The organism is Paraburkholderia guartelaensis (genome assembly GCF_004353905.1).
Lineage (GTDB): Bacteria > Pseudomonadota > Gammaproteobacteria > Burkholderiales > Burkholderiaceae > Paraburkholderia > Paraburkholderia guartelaensis.
In genome coordinates, this window is record NZ_SMOD01000021.1 from 128994 (window position 1) to 149385 (window position 20392).

The following is a 20392-nucleotide window of genomic DNA, read 5'->3' on the forward strand; positions in this document are numbered from 1 at the left end:
GCCGTCGCGGCGACACCGGCATGGCAGCCGAAATCGTGCAAAAACGCCATACGTATGGCGCTTTCCTGACGAACGCGCGGTGCGGTGAACAGACCGAAGTGCGTCTTCCGTCAGTGATTCGGGCGCGCCAGGTGCACGTTTACCCCTGTAAACAGGCGTCAAAATGTGTTCGAGAGTCAGCGCCGCGCAACAAAATCGTAACGACAATGCAAAAGCTTCACGCAAAACGCTTGCGCGTATGTAGAATCCGCCGTTGAAGCACGTGCATTCCGCAGTGCTTCTTCGAATCACTGACCAACACTGGTAGGAGAAACATGCCGACTTCCGCAAAGAAAGTGGCCGCAAAAAAGGCAGCTGCCCCGGCCAAGAAGGTTGCCGCAAAGAAAGCGCCCGCCACCAAGACGGCCGCAGCTAAGAAGGTCGCCGTGAAGGCGTCCGGCGTACCGACGCCGATCAAGGACACCTTCACGAAGGCCTCGCTGGCTACCCACGTCGCTGAGCGTGCTGGCGTCGAGCCGAAGGCTGCCAAGGCCGTGCTCGCCGCGCTGGAAGACACGATCCTCGGTTCGGTCCACAAGAAGGGCGCTGGCGAATTCACGCTGTCGGGCCTTCTGAAGATCGTCGTCCAGGCCGTGCCGGCGAAGAAGAAGCGCTTCGGCAAGGATCCGTTCACGGGCGAAGAGCGCTGGTTCCCGGCGAAGCCCGCATCGGTCCGCATCAAGGCGCGCGCCCTGAAGAAGCTGAAGGACGCAGCAGCAGCCTGATTGCGCTGATTGCGCGACGAGCCGCGACCTTCGGGTAGCGGCTACCGTCAGTACCAAAAAATCCCCGTTGGCGTCGAGCCCACGGGGATTTTTCATTTGGTGCGTGCGATGTGCACCAACGATGTCAATGTATGCCCTGATGTTATGGGTGGATATTCGGTATGATGCCCAAGTAGTCAAGGCATCGTTGTCGTCGATATCGTATGTAAACGATGCCGTAGACACGCTAATTCAAATATCCATAATATAGTGTTATGCAGGCAACCGACCTCAGTTTGCGCCAGGTGGAAGCGTTTCGCGCGTTGATGCAGTGGCGCACTGTCACGCGCGCGGCACAGGCGCTCGGCATTTCGCAGCCCGCGGTGAGCCGTTTGCTTGCCGACTTCGAGGCGAAGGTGGGATTCGCGCTTTTCGAGCGGCGCCAGGGACGTTTGCTGCCGACCGTCGAGGCACATACGCTGCAAGACGAAGTCGAACGTGCGTTCTTCGGCTTCGAGCGCGTGGCTCAGGCCGCCGCGCAGATTCGCGCGCAACGGCGCGGCGTCGTGCGCGTTGCCGCTTCGGCGGATCTTTGCGCCGACTTCCTGCCGCGCGTGGCGGCCGCGTTTGCGAGCGAGCACGAGGGCGTCGATTTCGAACTGCTGACTGGCGAAGCCGCCGAGATCGCCGAGCGCGTGGCGGCGCAACGCTGCGATCTCGGTTTCGTCGCGCAAGCGGTCGCGCATCCTGGCGCGCGTCTCGAGTATCTGGGTGAATGGCCGCTGCGCTGCATCGTGCCGCGCGGACACCGGCTCGCGCGCAAACGCGTGATTCATGCGCAAGACTGCGCGGGCGAACGCTTCATTTCGTTTGCCGCGGCAAGCGAGGCGCGCCTCTCCATCGACCGGCTCTTTGCCGAGTGCGGGGTGGCGCGCGAGTCTGGTGTCGAAGCGGCGCTCGCGCAATCCGTCGTGACGATGGTGGAGGCGGGGATGGGCATCGCGCTCGTCGACGCGCTGACCGCCCAGCACGCGAGCCAACGGGTGAGCGTGAAGCGCTTCACGCCCGCGCTGTCGGGCGCGCTCCATGTCGTGCGCGGCACGCAGCGCGCGCCGACGGCGCTGAGCGACGCGTTCGTATGGCATGCTGCCGCCGCGCTGGCGCGGCTGCGCTAAGCCTTTTTTCCGTGTAAATGGCGTGTAAACGGCGCAAGTCGTGGCCGTACACGGATACGCCCTGGAAGTTTGCCTCTAAAGTCTGGCAGGCATAAAAAAACCAGCCAGGGCTTGCGCCCGAGGCTGGTTTGTGCAGCGTGTAATTTTTAGCTGCGCGGTCTCGCTCGCTTCGCCGGAATGGCTCGTCAGCCAGTTCCGGCGCCGGGCCGAAGCCCGGAGTGAAGCGTTGCTTAGAACTTGTGGCGGATGCCGACGCTGACCAGGGTCTGCGAGCTCGAATCCGAGTTGAAGCTGTACGAGCCGATTGCTGCGCCAGCGGTCGTCGTGGTGCCGTCCGCGTTGCGCTGCGTGCCGTTGGCGTGCTGGTAGGCAGCCACAGCGTAGAAGTCGGTGCGCTTCGACAGGTTGTAGTCCGCGCCCAGCGAAACCTGGTTGTACGTGTTCGACGTGTCGCCAGAGCCGTGCGTCCAGGTGTAGCCGAGGCCGAGCAGCAGTGCCGGGTTCAGCTGATAGCCGAAGAAGCCGCCTGCGACGTTGTAGCGCTGGTTCGAAGCGAATGCCGAAGCCGAGTCCTGGCGCATCTGGACGTTGCTGTAACGGCCGCTCATCGTGAACGGACCAGCAACGTATTGAATTGCGAGCGAAGCGATGCCGACCGACTTCGCCGTGTTGTAGCCAGCGGTGATCTGGTTGTCGCCGAAGATGCCGTCCGACGTTGCGGTCGACGACCAGCCCGTGCGGGCGACTGCCGACGCTGCGTTGTCCATGCGGAAGTAGCCAGCAGCGACGTTCAGCGAGCCGATGCCGTACGTAGCTGCGCCGCCCCAGCTCTGACCCGAGCCGGTTGCGCCAGCGACGCCGCCGAATGCGTACATGCCTTCGAACTGGAAGCCTTGCAGAACCGGCGACACGTACTTGACTGCGCTGTTCGTACGCGACGTGTTGTCGTTGTTGTCGACGTCACCCGGCGTTGCGAACGTGCTGCCGAAGTAGTTGTCGGCGGTCAGCGGCTGAACCATGTCGACCAGCGGGTCGTACTGGCGGCCGAACGTGACCGTACCGAACTGGTCGTGCGACAGGCCGACGTATGCCTGACGGCCGAACATCTTGCTGCCCTGGCCGAGCTTGCCGGTGTTGATGTCAAAGCCGTTTTCCAATTGGAAAATCGCCTTCATGCCGCCGCCCAGATCTTCCGTACCCTTCAAGCCCCAGCGGTTGCCCGACAGGTTGCCGCCGGCGAGGCCGACCTGGTTTGCATTCTTGCCGTTGGCGTCCATCGTGTTGTGGGCCCACTGGATCGATTCGTCGATCACACCATAGAGGGTCACGCTGCTTTGAGCGTGCGCGGTGCCAGCTGCGGCCAAGAGGGCCAGCGAGAGGGTCGAGAGAGCGACTCGTTTCATTCTGTTTTCTCCACGCAGAAATTGTGTAGTTGTTGCGCGTTGGAGAATAACGCAGCAGGTCAGGCGACCTGAAATGAAAAAATAAAGAATGTCGCGAAAACCTGACACCGGCCAGAAGCCCTTGTCAGACGGGGCCTCCGTCCATTATGCCGATTTAGGAAATATTGGATTGTTGACCCGGCATTATTGTCGCTTTTGATAAAAGTTCCGTAAACGAGCGTTATTTTTTTGCCTTGCTGCGACCTTTGGTAGCAGCCTCGATCGGCTCGGCGGCGTTGGGGTGGCGGCGCCTGCCGGCGGCCGTCATGGCGAGCGCCGCGCTCGCGGCGAACAGCACCGAACCCCACGGATGGCGCTTTACATAGCGGTCGGCGGCTGCGACCGTGCGGCCTGCCTGGACCAGCGTGAGCGCCGCCGCGTAGGTGGCGCTGTCCTCCATGCGCACGACCGAACGGCGGATCTGCAGCCCCGATTTCAGTCTCCCGAACGCGCCGCCATGCGCGCTCGCGCGCCCGATCGCACCGAGCGGCGTTTCCGATAGTGTCGATTTGTCTGCTGAAACGGCCGCCGCGAGGGCCGCAGGCATAGCCATAGCGGCTGCGCTGCCGTTTCCGATCGGCAAGGTCGATGGCGCGGGCGCAGCGGCAGGACGGTCCGCACGCTTCGTGTCGTGCCGCGCGACGATGGTGGAGGCGGCGAGCACCGAGGCCAGCTTGGCGCGGCTGCCGGGCGGTGTTTCCTCAAGGAAACCCCACGCGCCGCGCGGGTCGTGCATGCGCCCGCGCGCGGCCGAGAATTCCGCGCCGAGCAGGAGCACCGCCGCTGAAAAATAGAGCCACATGAGCAGCACCGCGAGCGAGCCGGCGGCGCCGAAGGCCGTTGCCATGCCCGCGTGCGCGAGATAAAGCGCGAACAGCTTCTTGCCTGCCGAGAACAGCACCGCCGCGACGATGCCGCCTACTATCGCGTCGCGCCAGCGCACATTGGCGTCGGGCAGGAAGCGCAGCAGGGCGCCGAACGCGACGGCCAGCACCACGAGCCCCACGCCGAGCTGCAGCAGATTGCCGATGATCACATACGGAGAATTGCCCCAGATCCACTGGCCGACGAACGTAATGGCCGTGTCGAGCACGAGTGAGACGATCAGCAGGAACGCAACGCCCAGCACGAGGCTGAACGAAATGAGCCGCACGCGCACGAGCGCCAACACGCTGGAGGGTTGCTGCCCGTCCGGCGGCCAGACGATGTTCAGCGCGGAATTGAGCGAGGAGAAGGTTGCGGACGCGCCGATTACGAGCAGGGTGAGCGAGATGATCGCCGCGACGCCGCCCTTGCCGCCCGCCCGGTGTGCGTTCTGCACGATGGTGGTGATGCCCGCGGCCGCGTCGTCGCCGAGCACGTTGTGGACCTGGCGGAAAAGTTCGCCGCGCGCGGCATCGACGCCGTAGAACCAGCCCGCCACGGCAATCACCATCACGAGCGTCGGCGCGAGCGAAAACGCCGAGTAGAACGCGATGCTCGCCGCGAGCGACGGGCAGCGATTGGCGATGAACTGGCGCAACGCGCCAACCACCCACGACGCTTCCTTGCGCGCGGCGGACTGCAGTCGTTCGGTGGACAGCGTAGACATGATGGAGCGCCCCGCGGTGGTTCTTCAGTGGTTCGTTTTCGTCACAAAGATGGCTCATTCGCTATTCAATATTAGCAAGCGTGGTTCCTGGGCGATCTCGCGCTGCACGGGCGTAAAGCTCGCGAACATCCAGCGCGATCCGTCTCCCAAAACGTCTTATACTGAAATCACCCACAACCAAGCCGAGGACGAATCATGCTGCAGATGTCCCGGCGTCAGTTCCTCAAGGTCACGGCTACGTCGCTGGCGGGTTCCAGCCTCGCGTTGATGGGTTTCGCGCCCGACAACGCGCTTGCCGAGGTCCGACAATACAAACTGGCGCGCACCACTGAAACCCGCAATACCTGCCCGTACTGCTCGGTTGGTTGCGGGATCCTCATGTACGGTCTCGGCGATGGCGCGAAGAATGCTACGACGAGCATCATCCATATCGAAGGCGATCCCGATCACCCCGTCAATCGCGGCACGCTGTGCCCGAAGGGCGCGAGCCTGATCGATTTCATTCATAGCGAGAGCCGCCTCAAGTATCCCGAGTACCGCGCGGCAGGCTCGAACGAGTGGAAGCGAATTTCGTGGGATGAGGCGCTCGACCGTATCGCGAAGCTGTTGAAGGAAGACCGCGACGCGAACTTCGTCGAGAAAACCGCCGACGGCAAGACCGTGAATCGCTGGTTGACCACGGGTATGCTGGCTGCATCGGCAGGCAGCAACGAAGTCGGCTATCTCACGCATAAAGTGGCCCGCTGCATGGGCCTGCTCGCATTCGACAACCAGGCGCGTGTCTGACACGGCCCGACGGTGGCAGGTCTTGCCCCGACGTTTGGCCGTGGAGCGATGACGAACCATTGGGTCGACATTCGCAACGCGGACGTGATTCTGGTGATGGGCGGCAATGCGGCCGAGGCGCACCCGTGCGGCTTCAAGTGGGTCACGGAGGCGAAGGCGCATCGCGGTGCGCGGCTCATCGTGGTGGACCCGCGCTTCACGCGCACGGCATCGGTTGCGGACTTCTACGCGCCGATCCGCACCGGCACGGACGTCGCCTTCCTTGGCGCGGTGATCAACTATTTGCTCACGAACGACAAGATCCAGCACGAGTACGTGAAGAACTTCACGGACTTCACGTTCATCGTGCGCGAAGACTACGCATTCAACGACGGCATCTTTTCGGGCTACGATCCGCAGAAGCATTCGTATCCGGACAAGTCGTCGTGGAACTACGAGCTCGGCGACGACGGCTTCGTGAAGACCGACGACACGCTGCAGAATCCGCGCTGCGTTTATCAGTTGCTCAAGCAGCATTACTCGCGCTACACGCCCGAAATGGTCGAGAAAGTGTGCGGCACGCCGAAGGACAAGTTCCTCAAGGTGTGCGAAATGCTTGCGACCACGGCCGTGCCGGGCCGCGCGGGCACGATCATGTATGCGCTCGGCTGGACACATCACTCGATCGGCTCGCAGAATATCCGCACGGGCGCGATGGTGCAGCTTCTGCTCGGCAACATCGGCATTGCGGGCGGCGGCATGAACGCGCTGCGCGGCCACTCGAACATCCAGGGGCTGACGGACCTCGGGCTGATGTCGAACCTGCTCACGGGCTACATGACGCTGCCGTCCGAAGCGGAGCAGGACTACGACGACTACATCAAGAAGCGCGCGTCGCAGCCCATGCGGCCGAACCAGCTCAGCTACTGGCAGCACTATGGCGCGTTCTTCGTGAGCTTCATGAAGTCGTGGTGGGGCGACGCGGCCACGAAGGACAACAACTGGGGCTATGACTGGCTGCCCAAGCTCGACAAGCCATACGACCTGCTGCAGACCATCGAGCTGATGAACCAGGGCAAGGTCAACGGCTATATCTGCCAGGGCTTCAACGTCATGGCGTCCTCCCCGAACAAGGCCAAGACCGTTTCGGCGCTCAGCAAGCTCAAGTGGCTCGTGATCATGGACCCGCTCGCCATCGAGACTGCCGAGTTCTGGAAGAAGTATGGCGACTATAACGATGTCGATCCGACGTCGATTCAAACTGAAGTGTTCCGTTTGCCCACCACGTGCTTTGCGGAAGAAAACGGTTCGCTCGTGAGTTCGAGCCGCGTGCTGCAGTGGCACTGGAAGGGCGCGGAGCCGCCGGGCGAGGCGAAGAGCGACCTCGAGATCATGTCGGGCCTGTTCCTGCGCATACGCGCCGCGTATCAGAAGGACGGCGGCAAGCTGCCTGATCCGATCGTCAAGCTCGACTGGCCGTATTCGGATCCCGCGAGCCCCACGCCGGAAGAACTGGCGAAGGAGTATAACGGCAAGGCTCTCGCGGACCAGACCGACGCGAAAGATCCGACCAAAGTGCTCGTGAAAAAGGGCGAGCAGCTCTCGGCCTTCGCGCAGTTGAAGGACGATGGCACGACCGCGAGCGGCTGCTGGATTTTCTGCGGCGCGTGGACCCAGGCGGGCAACCAGATGGGCCGGCGCGACAACGACGACCCCACGGGCATCGGGCAGACGCTCAACTGGGCCTGGGCGTGGCCCGCGAACCGGCGCGTGCTGTACAACCGTGCTTCGTGCGACGTGGCGGGCAAGCCCTTCGATCCCACCCGCAAGCTGATTGCCTGGAACGGTAGCGCATGGGCGGGCGCGGACATACCCGACTACAAGGCCGATGAAGCGCCCGATCAGGGCATGGGGCCGTTCATCATGAACCCCGAGGGCGTGGCGCGTTTCTTCGCCCGCGACGGCATGAACGAAGGTCCATTCCCTGAGCACTACGAACCGTTCGAGAACCCGCTCGGCTATAACCCGTTCCACCCGAACAACCCGCTCGCCACGAGCAATCCGGCGGCGCGCGTGTTCCCGGACGACCGCAAGACATTCGGAACCGCACAGCAGTTCCCGCACGTGGCGACTACCTACCGGCTCACCGAGCACTTCCACTTCTGGACGAAACACGCCCGGCTGAACGCGATCATTCAGCCGCAGCAGTTCGTCGAGATCGGCGAAGCGCTCGCGAAGGAGGTGGGCGTGGTGGCGGGCGAGCGGGTGAAGGTGTCGAGCAATCGCGGCTATCTGATCGCTGTGGCGGTGGTCACCAAGCGCATCAAGCCGCTGACCATCGAAGGCAAGACCGTGCATCAGGTTGGCGTACCGCTGCACTGGGGCTTCAAGGGACTCACGCACCCGGGCTATCTGACGAATACGCTCACGCCGCCCGTGGGCGACGGCAATTCGCAGACGCCCGAGTTCAAGTCGTTCCTCGTGAAGGTCGAAAAGGCATAGGGGGACGACGACATGGCATGGCAATCACTTGACGTCAAACGCCTCTCCGCGACCACCTCGGAGCCGCCCGGCGTGCGCGAGCCGGTTACGGGCACGGTCGCGAAGCTCATCGACGTTTCCAAATGCATCGGCTGCAAGGCGTGTCAGACCGCGTGCATGGAGTGGAACGATCTGCGTGACGAAATCGGTGTCAATACGGGTGTCTACGACAATCCGCACGATCTCACCGAGCACTCGTGGACCGTGATGCGCTTCACGGAATACGAGAACTCGCAGGGCGACCTCGAATGGCTGATCCGCAAGGACGGCTGCATGCATTGCGAGGACCCGGGCTGTTTGAAGGCGTGTCCCTCGCCGGGCGCGATCGTGCAGCATACGAACGGCATCGTCGACTTCCACCAGGAAAACTGCATCGGCTGCGGCAATTGCATTACGGGCTGCCCGTTCAATATTCCTCGCATGTCGAGCGAGCGCCGCGTATACAAGTGCACGCTCTGCTCGGACCGCGTGGCCGTGGGGCAGGAGCCCGCGTGCGTGAAGACCTGCCCGACCGGTGCGATCGTCTTCGGTACCAAGGAAGACATGAAGCAGCACGCGGCCGAGCGCATCGTGGACCTCAAGGAGCGCGGCTTCGAAAACGCCGGGCTTTATGACCCGCCGGGCGTGAGCGGCACGCACGTGATGTACGTGCTGCATCACGCGGACCGGCCGTCGCTCTATGCCGGACTGCCCCAGGATCCGCACATCAGCCCGATGGTGCGGATCTGGAAGGGCGTGGCCAAGCCGATCGGGCTCGCCATCATGGCGCTCACCGCACTGGCCGGTTTCTTCCATTACACGCGGGTTGGCCCGAACGAAGTGACGGCGGAAGATGAGGCCGCGGCGCGCGAAGAGGCGCGGCGCATGCGTGGCGAACCACCCGAGGAGCGCGGCGATGAAAGACGATGAACCGCAACTGATCGAGCGCTATACGCCCAACGAGCGCAGCAACCACTGGATCACCGCAATCTGCTTCATCCTGCTCGCGCTCTCGGGTCTCGCGATGTTTCACCCGGCCATGGCATTTTTGTACGCGGTGCTCGGCGGTGGCCAGTGGACGCGCATTCTGCACCCGTTCATCGGCGTGGTGATGTTCGTCTCGTTCCTGATCCTTGCGCTGCGCTTCTGGCATCACAACTATCTGGACAAGGACGACATCCAGTGGATGAAACAGATGGGCGACGTGCTCAATAACCGCGAAGACAGGCTGCCCGAGATCGGCCGCTACAATGCGGGCCAGAAGCTGTTATTCTTTGTGATGGTGGTTTGCCTCGTGCTGTTGCTCTTGAGCGGCATCGTGATCTGGCGGCGATATTTTTCGGTCTACTTTCCGATCGAAATTATCCGGCTCTCTTCGCTGGTGCACGCGGTAGCGGCATTCGTGCTGATCTGCGGCATCATCATTCATATTTATGCGGCCATATGGGTGAAGGGGTCGATCGGCGCGATGACGCGCGGTTACGTCACCTGGGGCTGGGCGAGAAAGCATCATCCGCGCTGGTTCCGCGAGAGCATCAAGTAACGCACAGGCTGCGCGCCGCCTGCCGAGCCGTTTGGCCAAGGCAGTGGCGGCGCGAGCGGCAAACCGCCGGCGCCCATGAGGGCACGGCGGTTTTTTCTTTGTGAAGCCGTTCTGGAGCGGACCCGTCGTGACGCAACGCATACTCGACCCGCAGCAAATCGAATCGCTCGATCCTTCTGCCATTCCGCGCATCCGTCTGCCCGAGCGCGTCGGCTTTTTCAGCACGCGCGCCGTGCGCCTGCGGCATCTCGCGGACCACAATCCCATTGGCGGCTACGTGCGGCTAATGGCGGCGCTAGTCGATGCGCAGCAGGAGGCGCTCGAACATTGCACCGCGTCCATGCCTTCGCGCGAAGCCATTGCGAACGCGCAGCATCACTCCATGCCGATCCTGCCGGCGCTTTCTGGCGAGCGCGATCCGCAATGGCGCGCCGTGCTATTGCGCCTCGCCGATCGAGTCGAAGCGGCAGGTGCGGTCGCGCCTGCGCTCGCGAATGTACTGGGCGACCTGCGCGCCATGAACGAAGGACAACTCGACGCTCAGGCCGACGCGGTTCTCGCGCAGCGCTACACCGAAGTCGCACCCGCCACCGCGCCGTTCATCATGGCCGCGCTGCAGGTGGTGTGGACCGACCTCGCGAGCCGCATCGATGTGCGGGACGTGCCCTATGTCGACGCACCGGGCGCGTGCCCCGTGTGCGGATCGCCGCCCGTTGCCAGCATCGTGCGCATCGGCGGTGTGTATCAGGGCTACCGGTTTGCGCAGTGCGGCCTGTGCGGCACCGAGGCTCACGTGGTGCGCGTGAAGTGCACGAACTGCGATTCGACCAAGGGCATTGCGTATCACGGCATCGAAGGGGGCAATGCGGCACTCAAGGCCGAATCGTGCGACGAATGCCATACGTACCGCAAGATCGGCTATCAGGAGAAGGACCTCGATTTCGAGCCGCTTGCGGACGACCTGGCGAGCCTCACGCTCGATCTCCTGATGAGCGATGCGGGCTACCGTCGCGCGAGCCCGAATCCGTTGCTATGGCCCGAAGTGCCTGGCGACCAGTAAGGAGCCGCTCACGCCATGAGTGAAACCGTGGGACAAGCAGCGGAGCACGATGCGCAAGCCCTTCATGCGCTGCTCGCGAAAATGCCGGCGGTCGAGCGCGTGATTGCCTCGGAGCAAGCGCAGCCGCTGATAGCGCAGTACGGGCGCACCCAGGTGCTGGACGCGATACGCGCCACGCAGGACGGCTGGCGTCACGATGTGCGCACCGGCGCGCTCGCGCATGAAAAAAAGGATGCCGAACCATTTTCGCTGGAGCGCGTGATCGCGGCGACCACGCAACGGTTGGCCGAGCGCGCGCAAAGCCGGCTGCGTCCGGTGTTCAATCTCACGGGGACAGTACTGCATACGAATCTCGGCCGCGCGCTGCTGCCCGACGAGGCGGTTAAAACCGTGGTGCAGGCGCTCACGCAACCCGCAAATCTCGAATTCGATCTCGCGAGCGGGAAGCGTGGCGACCGCGATGACCTCATCGACTCGCTGATCTGCGAACTGACGGGCGCCGAAGCCGCTACGGTCGTGAACAACAACGCAGCGGCCGTGTTGTTGCTGTTGAGCGCACTCGCCAATCGCAAGGAGGTCGTCGTTTCGCGCGGCGAACTGGTGGAGATCGGCGGGGCGTTTCGCATTCCCGACATCATGAGCCGGGCGGGCGCACGCTTGCGGGAGATCGGCACGACGAACCGGACGCACCTGAAGGACTACGAAGCGGCGATCAACGCGCGCACCGCGCTCCTGATGAAAGTGCATTGCAGCAACTACGCGATCAGCGGCTTTACGAAGAGTGTCGAACTCGATGAACTCGCGCCGCTGGCGCGTCAGCACGGCCTGCCCGTAGCGGTCGATCTGGGCAGCGGGACGCTCGTCGATCTCGCGCAATGGGGCTTGCCAGCCGAGCCCACAGTGCGCGCGACCGTGGAAGCGGGCGCGGACCTCGTGACCTTCAGCGGCGACAAGCTGCTCGGCGGCCCGCAGGCGGGGCTGATCGTCGGGCGCAAGGCGCTCATTGCGAAGATCAAGAAGCACCCGCTCAAGCGCGCGTTGCGGGTCGGCAAGCTCACGCTCGCTGCGCTCGAACCGGTGTTACGGCTTTATCAGGCGCCAGAATTCTTGCGGGAGCGGCTCACTACGCTGCGCCTTCTCACACGTCCGGCCTTGCAAATGCAAGAAGCCGCCGAGCGCGCGCTACCTGCGTTTCAGCGTGCCATTGGCGAAGCGTATGCTGCGAGCGTCGAGCCGATGTTCAGCCAGATCGGCAGCGGCGCACTGCCCGTAGACGTACTGCCGAGCAGCGGGCTCGTCGTGCGCCATGCGGCTAAGGGCGGCAGTGGCCGCGCGCTGCTCAAGCTCGAACGCGCCTTGCGCGAGCTGCCGCGGCCCGTGATCGGCCGCATTGCCGACGACGCCCTGCGTCTGGACCTGCGCTGCCTCGAACCTGCGGACGAAGCCGCGTTCGCTGCACAACTCGCGGAGCTGCGTCTGTGATCGTCGGCACGGCGGGGCACATCGACCACGGCAAGACCACGCTGGTCCGCGCATTGACCGGCGTGGACACCGACCGCCTGAAAGAAGAGAAGGCGCGCGGCATCTCGATCGAACTGGGTTACGCGTACCTGCCGCTCGCCAACGGCGACGTGCTCGGCTTCATCGACGTGCCCGGCCACGAAAAACTCGTTCATACGATGGCAGCGGGTGCGTGCGGCATCGATTTCGCGTTGCTCGTGATTGCGGCCGACGACGGCGTAATGCCGCAAACGCGTGAGCATTTCGCCATTCTGCAACTGCTGGGCGTGCAGCATGGCGCCATTGCGCTGACCAAGTGCGATCGAGTGGATGCGACGCGGCTCGACGCCGTGCGCGCTGAAATCTCCGCATGGCTTGCTGACACGATGCTTGCGGACGCACCTGTATTCGAGACCAATGCAACGCAGCCGCATGACGAAGGCGTGGCGCGCCTTGACGCCTGGTTGCGCGAGCGCGCGAGTACATGGCGCGCGCGACGCGACGATGGACTCTTTCGCCTTGCAGTGGATCGCGTATTTACGCTGACGGGCCAGGGGACGGTGGTGACGGGCACAGTATTCGCTGGGCGCGTACAGGCAGGCGACGCGCTCGTGCTCGCACCCGCAGGCACACCTGTGCGCGTGCGCGGTCTGCATGCGCAGAATCGCGCGGTACAGGCGGGCGAAGCGGGCCACGCCGGTCAGCGTTGCGCGCTCAATCTCGCGGGCATCGACAAGGAGCAGATTGCGCGCGGCGACTGGATCGTCGATGCGCGATTGGCCGAGCCGGCCGTGCGCCTCGACGTCGAACTGCGGTTGCTCGACGACGCAGACATCACGTTGCAGCACTGGTCGCCGCTTCATGTGCATCTCGGCACGACGCATCGCGTTGCGAACGTCGCGTTGCTCGAAGGCGAAACGCTCGCGCCGGGCGCGGCTGCCCGCGTGCAGCTCGTCTTTGAAGCGCCGTTGCACGCGTTGCCGGGAGACCGCTACATCGTCCGCAACGCGCAGGCAAACCACACCATAGGTGGCGGGCGTGTGCTCGATCCGTTCGGCCCGTCGCGTCGGCGACGGACGTCAGAACGGCGTGCATGGCTCGACGCGTTGCGCACGTGGCTCGACGAAGCGAGCCTGGCACCGCTGATCGAAGAAGCGCCGCGCGGCATTGCGCGCGCGACGTTGGTGCAATTGACCGGTTACGACGATGCCGCACTCGCTTTGCCCGCCGACGCGATTTCAATCGCGCCACAAGGACGCGACGACGAAGGCGCGGTAATCGCACACGCGCACTGGACGAGGCTCACCGTGCGCATTGTCGAAGCGCTCGCCGAGTTTCATGCGCGCTCGCCCGATGAGCAGGGGCCGGACGCGGCGCGTTTGCGCCGCATGGCGGCGCCGCTTGTGAGCGATGCGGTGTGGCGCGCCGCAATTGAAGCGCTCGAGCGCGAGGGTCGCGTGGCACGCAGCGGGCCGTGGCTGCATCTCCCGTCGCACGCGGTGACGCTCGACGCCGACGACGAAGCGCTCGCCGCGCGCCTCATATCGCTGCTCGCGCAAGGACGTTTCGATCCGCCCTGGGTGCGGGATCTCGCGCGTGAGACGCGGCAGCCGGAAGAGAAGGTGCGTGCGCTGCTGCGCAAGCTCGCGCGCCTGGGTATGGTGTATCAGGTCGTGCGCGATCTTTTTTACGATCGCGATGTGGTGCAAACGCTCGCGCGTGCCGTTGCACAGATCGCCGCGGAGCAGGGCGGCGCGGTCAATGCCGCGGCGTTTCGCGACGCCACGGCATTGGGCCGCAAACGCGCGATCCAGATTCTCGAGTACTTCGACCGCGTTGGATATACTCGGTTTCAGCGCGATACGCATCTGTTGCGGCACGACAGCAGGATGCGGGAATGGTTGTAGGCACATCGATATGTGCGTGTGGTTGCAGGGGGTTGGGTTTCACGAAGGAAGGCATTCGTATCCGGTGGTACGGCCGGGCTTCAAACCCGGTTGGGGGCGTCAGCCGCTCCCGGGTCGGTTCGACTCCGGCTGCCTTCCGCCATTTCGTTTATGGGTAATCTGTGGTCGTGTGTTGTAGAGTTCATCAATTGATGTCGTTAACGACACGAATTGGTTGTACTAGTGAGGGATATTTGCCGACGGATAGGCGGCTCTAGCTAGAACGTCACCGTCCCCTTTTATTCTCGTCCTTCCGGCTGTCCGTGAGTCTATGAGCCCGGTGCAGGTATCGACGTGACCACCACGGCTGCGAGCCCCAGCGCCACGGCAACCGTGTGCCTAACGACTCCCAAGCACAAACCCAGCAGCACGCACAGCCCAACGCGCCAGCCGCGATGTACCGACTGCACGCAAACACAAACAAGTTGTCCTGCCCCGGACTCAGGGCCAGCAAGAAGGCTACGCCAGAGAACGCAATCAAGCTCTGAAGGCTAGGCATAAGTGACAAATCACCATCGATGAAAGTTGATAGGCGTGCGGCGCATTAAATAGGCGAAGTGGGCTCCTTAACGCGGTTCTTGACGCCGCTCACACGATAGTTTTTAGTGTCTAGAACGCGCGCCGCTTCGACTGATTAGCCACGGGGTGCCTCCGCGTCCGGCTGCCCGGACGGTTCCGCTTTGGCAAATGCCGGCATAGAGACGACGTTGTCGTACAGCCTGCGAAGTGTTGGGTACCCGTCCAAAGGGACGTTGAAGCGGCGAGCGTTCCAAATCTGCGGAACCAGGCACAAATCGCCGAGACCAGGCGTGTCGCCGAACACGCACTGGCCTACGCGCGGGTCTGCTGCGAGTTTGCGTTCCAAAGTTTCGAACCCCGCAGTAACCCAGTACGCGTACCACGCAGCCTTCTGTTCATCCTCGATACCAAGCGTCGACTTCAGATAGCCAAGGACGCGCAAATTGTTCAACGGATGTATCTCGCACGCAATCTGCAATGCGACTGAACGAACGAATGCTCTATCAGCTGGCGCATTAGGCAGCAGCGAAGGCGTCGGGAATCGCTCTTCGAGATATTCGACAATCGCGAGGGATTGGCCGATCGGAGCATGATCGCCGTCGATGAGCGCTGGAACGAGCCCATCGGGATGCACTTCCCGATATGACTTGGTGAGCTGTTCGCCGCCACCACGCAAGAGATGAACAGGGACCTGCGTGTACTCAAGCCCCTTGAGGTTCAATGCGATACGCACGCGGTATGAGGCAGAGCTGCGGAAGTACGAGTAGAGCGTAAGGTCGGACATCGGGAGACTGAAGGGGAAACCTGTGAACAGGGAGTCACCGGGATACGCTTTCGCACAACCGAAGGACCGCGAGCCCCTGTGACGGAGTCGTTACGCATTGTACAATCGATTTCGAATTGTAAGATGTGCGTAAACCCGCATGATGCCGCCGGAGCCTGCTACGCGGGTTTATGAGCTGCGGCTGCTCCGGGTTGCAGTGCGACGTAGACTCGCGGTCGGTTCGACGCTAGTACGCTGGCTCGACTGCGTGCGAATGATGAAGGAGACGAGCTTGAGCAAGAGCGCTTTGGCGACAACAGAAACCTGGCACATGGACGACGCCACCGCGGGCGTCTGGATTCGTGCCGCCCATCTCGGCCGAAAGATTAAGGTCGAGAAGGGCACCATGATTTACCGCCAGGGGGAGCTTGGCTTCACGTTTTACTTCTTGCTGTCGGGGCGCATTCAAGTCTCGATTTACCAAAGCGACGGTTCTGAGTTCATGCTCGAGATGATGGGACCATGGGCGATGTTTGGGGAGTCGCCCGCTATGGATGGCTTTCCACGTATTGCTACCGCCATCGCAGCTGAGACTTCTGAACTTATTGAGTTTGATATAAGGGTTATTACCGAGGCAATCCCGTCGTGCCCGGAACTCGCTATCTCGCTCATGCGCATCGTCGCAATAAAGCAGAGGATTCTCGCCTCCCGCATTCAGTACCTCGCGCTTCCCAAGCCAGAAATGCGAATCGGGGAATTGCTCGGTCGGCTGGCAGAGTTGTACGGCGAGAAGCGGGAGGACGGAACGCTGATATCCATCCCGCTAACTCACGAGCAAATCGCAGCGATGACGGGTGCTACCCGAGTCACGGTCACGCGCGCCTTGAAGCGGCTCACTGCCCTCGGTGCCATCGAACTCCGACAGCGTCGCATCTGGGTGCTAGACCCATCAAAACTTCTCGGCTGATTTGGTAACTCGCTATACAGACGACGGTCCGGTCACTCACGTAGAGTGGGGCACATTGGATTCACCTCCCCCTGTACTACACCAGCTGATTGAAGGACTGTCATGAGCCAAATCGAGCGTCTGCGTCTCCCCGAAGACGACGCAACTTTCGGAAGCAACCGCATTTTCGACCTGTTCCAGTACTCGCCGGCTGTTACGGCAAACGGGTTGGTGTTCATCGCAGGTCAAATCGGTCTGCGTGCCGACGGGTCGATTCCGGAAGACCCGAAGGAGCAAATCGATGTTGCGTTCAAGCGTATCGAAGCAGTGCTTACGCATCTCGGTCTCGACTTCTCGGACGTGGTTGAACTGATCTCCTATCACGTTGACGTCGGTTCGCAACTGGCCGCGTTCCGTGAAGTGAAGGAGCGCTACGTCCGCGCCGATTTCCCGGCATGGACCATCCTCGGTATCGCGGCGCTTGCGCGTCCTGAGCTTATCGTCGAAATCAAGGTCGTCGCTGCGACCCGCAAGTAAGCCGCATTTCATCGGCCGCTTCTTGCATCAAACCGAAACCTGATCGACCAACGCTCCTTCGCGCGGCCAAGCCGCGCTGTTGCGTCCGCATGTGCAACGTGCGGCGTGAGTTCTGCATACAGACGAACGGAAACTAGCAAATGGGCAAAGCATTCGCCTCGCACGGCGACCTCGAGGACAAGGTCGTCTCGTTCGAGAAACTCTCTGACAACGCCTACGCCTATACGGCCGAAGGCGACCCGAACACCGGCGTCATCATTGGCGACGAGGCCGTGATGGTCATCGACACGCAGGCCACGCCTGTGATGGCGCAAGACGTGATTCGCCGCATCCGCGAGGTCACGGACAAGCCCGTCAAATATGTCCTCCTGTCGCACTACCATGCCGTTCGCGTGTTCGGCGCGTCGGCGTACCAGGCTCAGGAAATCCTCGCGAGCCGCGACACCTACGACCTTATCGCCGAGCGCGGCGAGCAGGACAAGGCAAGCGAAATCGGCCGCTTTCCGCGCCTCTTCCGGAATGCTGAGTCGATTCCGCCGGGGCTCGTATGGCCGACGATGACCTTCGACGGTGAGATGACCGTCAACCTCGGGAATCTCGAAGTGAAGATTCTTCAAGTCGGCCGTGGCCACACCAAGGGCGACACCATCGCATGGCTGCCGGAGCAGAAGATTCTGTTCGCAGGCGACCTCGTGGAGTATCAGTCGACCCCGTACTGTGGCGACGCCTATTTCCGTGCCTGGCCGACTACGCTGGACAAGTTGGCTACGTTCAAGGCCGAAAAGATGGTTCCGGGTCGAGGTCCGGCACTGAAGAACGCCGAAGAAGTGCGCCAAGGCCTTGCAGGCACGCGCTCGTTCCTGACAGACCTTTACGGCTCGGTGAACCGCGGCGTCGCGGAAGGCAAGGACCTGAAGACCATCTATCGCGAAGTCTACGACTTCATGAAGCCGCGCTATAGCGACTGGGTCATCTTCGACCACTGCATGCCATTCGATGTTTCGCGCGCATATGACGAAGCGACTGGCTTTGACGACCCACGTATCTGGACCGCAGAGCGCGACATCGAGATGTGGAAGCAACTCGAAGCGTAAGCCGTCCTGCGCGGCCTCCATGGTGATTGAGGCCGCGTCAGACGGGTAAATCCTCGGAATATATTCTGGAATGCTAATTAGTATTATGAGCACGCAAGCTAAAACCGACGGATTCGCATTTGTAGAATTCGTGTCCTCGCGCCCGATGGAGCTCGTCGAGCTCTTTGAACACTTCGGGTTCCGCCTTCGTGGCAAGTCAAAGAATGATGTGTTTCTGATGACCCAAGGCGCGGCAGCGTTCCTGGTCAACGGCAACCCAAACGCATTTGAGAAAAAGCACGGCCCGTCCGTGCGTGCAATTGGCATTCGCGTCGACAACGCGAGGCTCGCTCACGCGCAGGCGCTTGCCGGCGGTGCGCTGCCCGCTTCGCCGGACGTGGACGGGGCATTCGTCATCGACACGCCCACGATTTTGGGCATTGGCGAAAGCTTGGTGTATTTCGTAGACACAGACTTTCGCGAGGATTTTTCGCTGCCCGTCGAAACGCGGAATACGCCGGAAGGCGACGCAAGCATCCTGGCTGTCGACCACACGTCGAACATCGTCCATCCCCAGAACCTCGACGTATGGGCGAACTTCTATCGCGACACGTTCGGCTTTGCGGAAAAGCAGTACCTGGAAGTCAAGGGGCATATGTCCGGGATGCGCGCTCGCTCGATGGTGAGCCCGTGCGGCCGTGTGTCAATTCCTGTGGCTGCGGCTGCGCACGACCAGCCGGGCGTGCTCAACCAGAACGACGAGTTCATCCGTGACTACGGCGGCGAAGGGATTCAACACATCGCGTTGCTGACGTCGGATATCGAAGACACGATTCGCAAGCTCAACGCAGCGGGCATCGAATTCATGGCTGCGCCGTCAAAGAACTACTACGACGGTATCGACGCACGTCTGCCCGGGCACGGCCTTGACGTAGCTCGCCTCGCTGAACAAGGCATCCTGGCCGACGGCAAGGGACCGCAGAAGATTCTGCTGCAGCGCTTTACGAAGCGTCAGATTGGTCCGGTGTTCTTCGAAATCATCGAGCGTCGCGGTGAAGACGGATTCGGCGAGGGCAATTTCAAAGCCTTGTTCGAATCGCAGGAGAAGGACCAGCAACAACGCGGCACGCTTAACTGACCATACTGCCGGCGCTCTGTCGAGCACCGGCATAAGCGTCATTCTTCGCAATGCCGGCCGAGGGGTTTGCCCAAAGGGCGGCTTGGTTGCGGCTGTCTCGTCCCGCGACTTCATTACCGGTATGTCGTCACGGGATAACCTGAGGGAAAAACGTCATGACAGAACACGACGTCCAGGACCATCTCCTGACTCGATATGACGGGTGGATGAATGCCATTGCAGAGAAGGATATCAATGCGATTGCATCAATCTACGCCAACGACGCAGTGTACATGCCACCTGGCAAGCCCCGCCTTGTTGGCAAGGAAGCAATTCTTGCAACCTGGCGCACGTACTTCACACGGCCAAATTTCAAGGCGCTTTACACGCCAACGCTGACTATCTCATCTAGTCTGGACATCGCGTACGACGTCGGGAGCTATGTCATCTCGCTTACCCGTGACGACGTGCCCGTCGAAATTCGCGGTAAGTACGTCGCAGTCTGGAAGCAAGAGCAGGGCGACTGGGTCGTCGCAGTGGACATCGACAACACTGACCATCCGCTTTGAATGAACTCGGCCGAGCAATCACGTTTCCCGTCCTCCCCGGATAGAGGTTCCGAGCCACATCGGCCCCGTAATGCTTGACCATCTTAGATAGTAACTACGAAATCCGCTCCGCTAGCTTCATGGCGGCAAGCCGGAGCGAATAGTTCGCCGGTATCAGGCGATAAAGAAATATTGGAGACAAACATGAAAGCGCACTCTCAGGTGCCCGAAGAGGGCTATTCTGAAAACGCTGGAACTGGTGAGCTAAAGCAACGCTTGAGCAACCGTCACATACAGTTGCTCGCACTAGCAGGCCGCTGAAATACAGCCCAACGGAGACGGCCTTGTTCCGCTTACGCGGCTCCTGCCGCAAAATTTTTCAGATTGCGCAATCTCAACGCGAATTCAACGTTGTTTCGGCGGTTTGAGGCTACTTTTTTGGCCTCATTGCCGCTTTCCCGCCACTATGGACGCACCTGTGCCAGCGATCGCATGCGCACAAGGTTGTAGGCCGCCATATTCAACACGAACATCTGGTCCACCTTCTTCAAGCCACGCACCATCACCTGGCGCATGCGCCCCACGGTCTTGGCCCAGCCGAAAC

General features: G+C 61.9%; 16 protein-coding genes, 1 tRNA gene and 2 pseudogenes. 14 read left to right on the forward strand and 5 right to left on the reverse strand.

The genetic code is table 11. The features are described 5' to 3' along the window. Positions 1–314: 314 nt before the first annotated feature. Together E1N52_RS25675 and E1N52_RS25680 are read left to right on the forward strand one after the other, a co-directional pair. Entirely contained in the window at positions 315–764 is a 450-nt protein-coding gene (locus E1N52_RS25675; protein ID WP_069266248.1) for an HU family DNA-binding protein, read from the forward strand. A 254-nt stretch (positions 765–1018) separates the two neighbouring features. Next, positions 1019–1918, forward strand: a complete 900-nt coding sequence (locus E1N52_RS25680) for a LysR substrate-binding domain-containing protein (protein WP_133185625.1) — start codon at positions 1019–1021, stop codon at positions 1916–1918. Positions 1919–2148: 230 nt separating this feature from the next. Here E1N52_RS25680 and E1N52_RS25685 read toward each other — a convergent pair whose 3' ends face one another. Together E1N52_RS25685 and E1N52_RS25690 are read right to left on the reverse strand one after the other, a co-directional pair. Then, complete coding sequence (locus tag E1N52_RS25685; protein ID WP_133185626.1) at positions 2149–3321, reverse strand: porin; 1173 nt, start codon at positions 3319–3321, stop codon at positions 2149–2151. Between the two features lie 220 nt (positions 3322–3541). Next, positions 3542–4951, reverse strand: a complete 1410-nt coding sequence (locus tag E1N52_RS25690; RefSeq protein WP_133185627.1) for a YihY/virulence factor BrkB family protein — start codon at positions 4949–4951, stop codon at positions 3542–3544. A gap of 195 nt (positions 4952–5146) precedes the next feature. On the opposite strand from E1N52_RS25690, the gene fdnG reads away from it, so the two are divergent. The 7 genes from fdnG (at position 5147) to E1N52_RS25730 (ending at position 14388) form a co-directional block, all read left to right on the forward strand. After that, positions 5147–8218 (forward strand): formate dehydrogenase-N subunit alpha, encoded by a 3072-nt coding sequence (fdnG, locus tag E1N52_RS25700; RefSeq protein ID WP_165979446.1) that lies wholly within the window; start codon positions 5147–5149, stop codon positions 8216–8218. A gap of 12 nt (positions 8219–8230) precedes the next feature. After that, on the forward strand, positions 8231–9166 hold the full coding sequence (fdxH, locus tag E1N52_RS25705) for a formate dehydrogenase subunit beta (protein ID WP_133185630.1): 936 nt from the start codon (positions 8231–8233) through the stop codon (positions 9164–9166). Beyond that, positions 9153–9779, forward strand: a complete 627-nt coding sequence (locus E1N52_RS25710) for a formate dehydrogenase subunit gamma (protein WP_133185631.1) — start codon at positions 9153–9155, stop codon at positions 9777–9779. The genes fdxH and E1N52_RS25710 overlap by 14 nt, the downstream gene beginning before the upstream one ends. A gap of 127 nt (positions 9780–9906) precedes the next feature. After that, positions 9907–10839 (forward strand): formate dehydrogenase accessory protein FdhE, encoded by a 933-nt coding sequence (gene fdhE / locus E1N52_RS25715; protein WP_133185632.1) that lies wholly within the window; start codon positions 9907–9909, stop codon positions 10837–10839. 15 nt (positions 10840–10854) lie between these two features. After that, positions 10855–12321: an L-seryl-tRNA(Sec) selenium transferase gene (selA, locus tag E1N52_RS25720; RefSeq protein ID WP_133185633.1), complete on the forward strand. Its 1467-nt coding sequence runs from the start codon at positions 10855–10857 to the stop codon at positions 12319–12321. After that, positions 12318–14246, forward strand: coding sequence for a selenocysteine-specific translation elongation factor (selB, locus tag E1N52_RS25725; RefSeq protein ID WP_133185634.1), 1929 nt, complete (start codon positions 12318–12320; stop codon positions 14244–14246). Before selA ends, selB begins: the two co-directional genes overlap by 4 nt. 46 nt (positions 14247–14292) lie before the next feature. Continuing rightward, a tRNA-Sec gene (locus E1N52_RS25730) sits at positions 14293–14388 on the forward strand. 187 nt (positions 14389–14575) lie between these two features. On the opposite strand, the pseudogene E1N52_RS44885 reads toward E1N52_RS25730, so the two are convergent. Continuing rightward, positions 14576–14784, reverse strand: a pseudogene (locus E1N52_RS44885) (LysE family transporter); the annotation flags it as partial. A 135-nt stretch (positions 14785–14919) separates the two neighbouring features. Beyond that, positions 14920–15588 carry a maleylacetoacetate isomerase gene (maiA, locus tag E1N52_RS25740; RefSeq protein WP_133185635.1) on the reverse strand — a complete coding sequence of 223 codons (669 nt, stop codon included), beginning with the start codon at positions 15586–15588 and terminating at the stop codon, positions 14920–14922. Between the two features lie 271 nt (positions 15589–15859). Between maiA and E1N52_RS25745 the strand changes: the two genes are divergently transcribed. From E1N52_RS25745 to E1N52_RS25765, 5 genes are all read left to right on the forward strand, one after another. Beyond that, positions 15860–16534 carry a Crp/Fnr family transcriptional regulator gene (locus E1N52_RS25745; RefSeq protein ID WP_165979447.1) on the forward strand — a complete coding sequence of 225 codons (675 nt, stop codon included), beginning with the start codon at positions 15860–15862 and terminating at the stop codon, positions 16532–16534. Between the two features lie 102 nt (positions 16535–16636). Next, positions 16637–17050, forward strand: coding sequence for a RidA family protein (locus E1N52_RS25750; protein WP_133185637.1), 414 nt, complete (start codon positions 16637–16639; stop codon positions 17048–17050). A gap of 140 nt (positions 17051–17190) precedes the next feature. Then, positions 17191–18144 (forward strand): MBL fold metallo-hydrolase, encoded by a 954-nt coding sequence (locus tag E1N52_RS25755; protein WP_133185638.1) that lies wholly within the window; start codon positions 17191–17193, stop codon positions 18142–18144. An 85-nt stretch (positions 18145–18229) separates the two neighbouring features. Continuing rightward, a complete protein-coding gene (locus E1N52_RS25760) occupies positions 18230–19261 on the forward strand; it encodes a 4-hydroxyphenylpyruvate dioxygenase family protein (RefSeq protein ID WP_133185639.1) in 1032 nt (343 codons plus the stop codon). A 155-nt stretch (positions 19262–19416) separates the two neighbouring features. Further along, a complete protein-coding gene (locus E1N52_RS25765) occupies positions 19417–19809 on the forward strand; it encodes a YybH family protein (protein ID WP_133185640.1) in 393 nt (130 codons plus the stop codon). A 443-nt stretch (positions 19810–20252) separates the two neighbouring features. Here E1N52_RS25765 and E1N52_RS25770 read toward each other — a convergent pair. Then, a pseudogene (locus tag E1N52_RS25770) lies at positions 20253–20392 on the reverse strand (IS5/IS1182 family transposase); the annotation flags it as partial.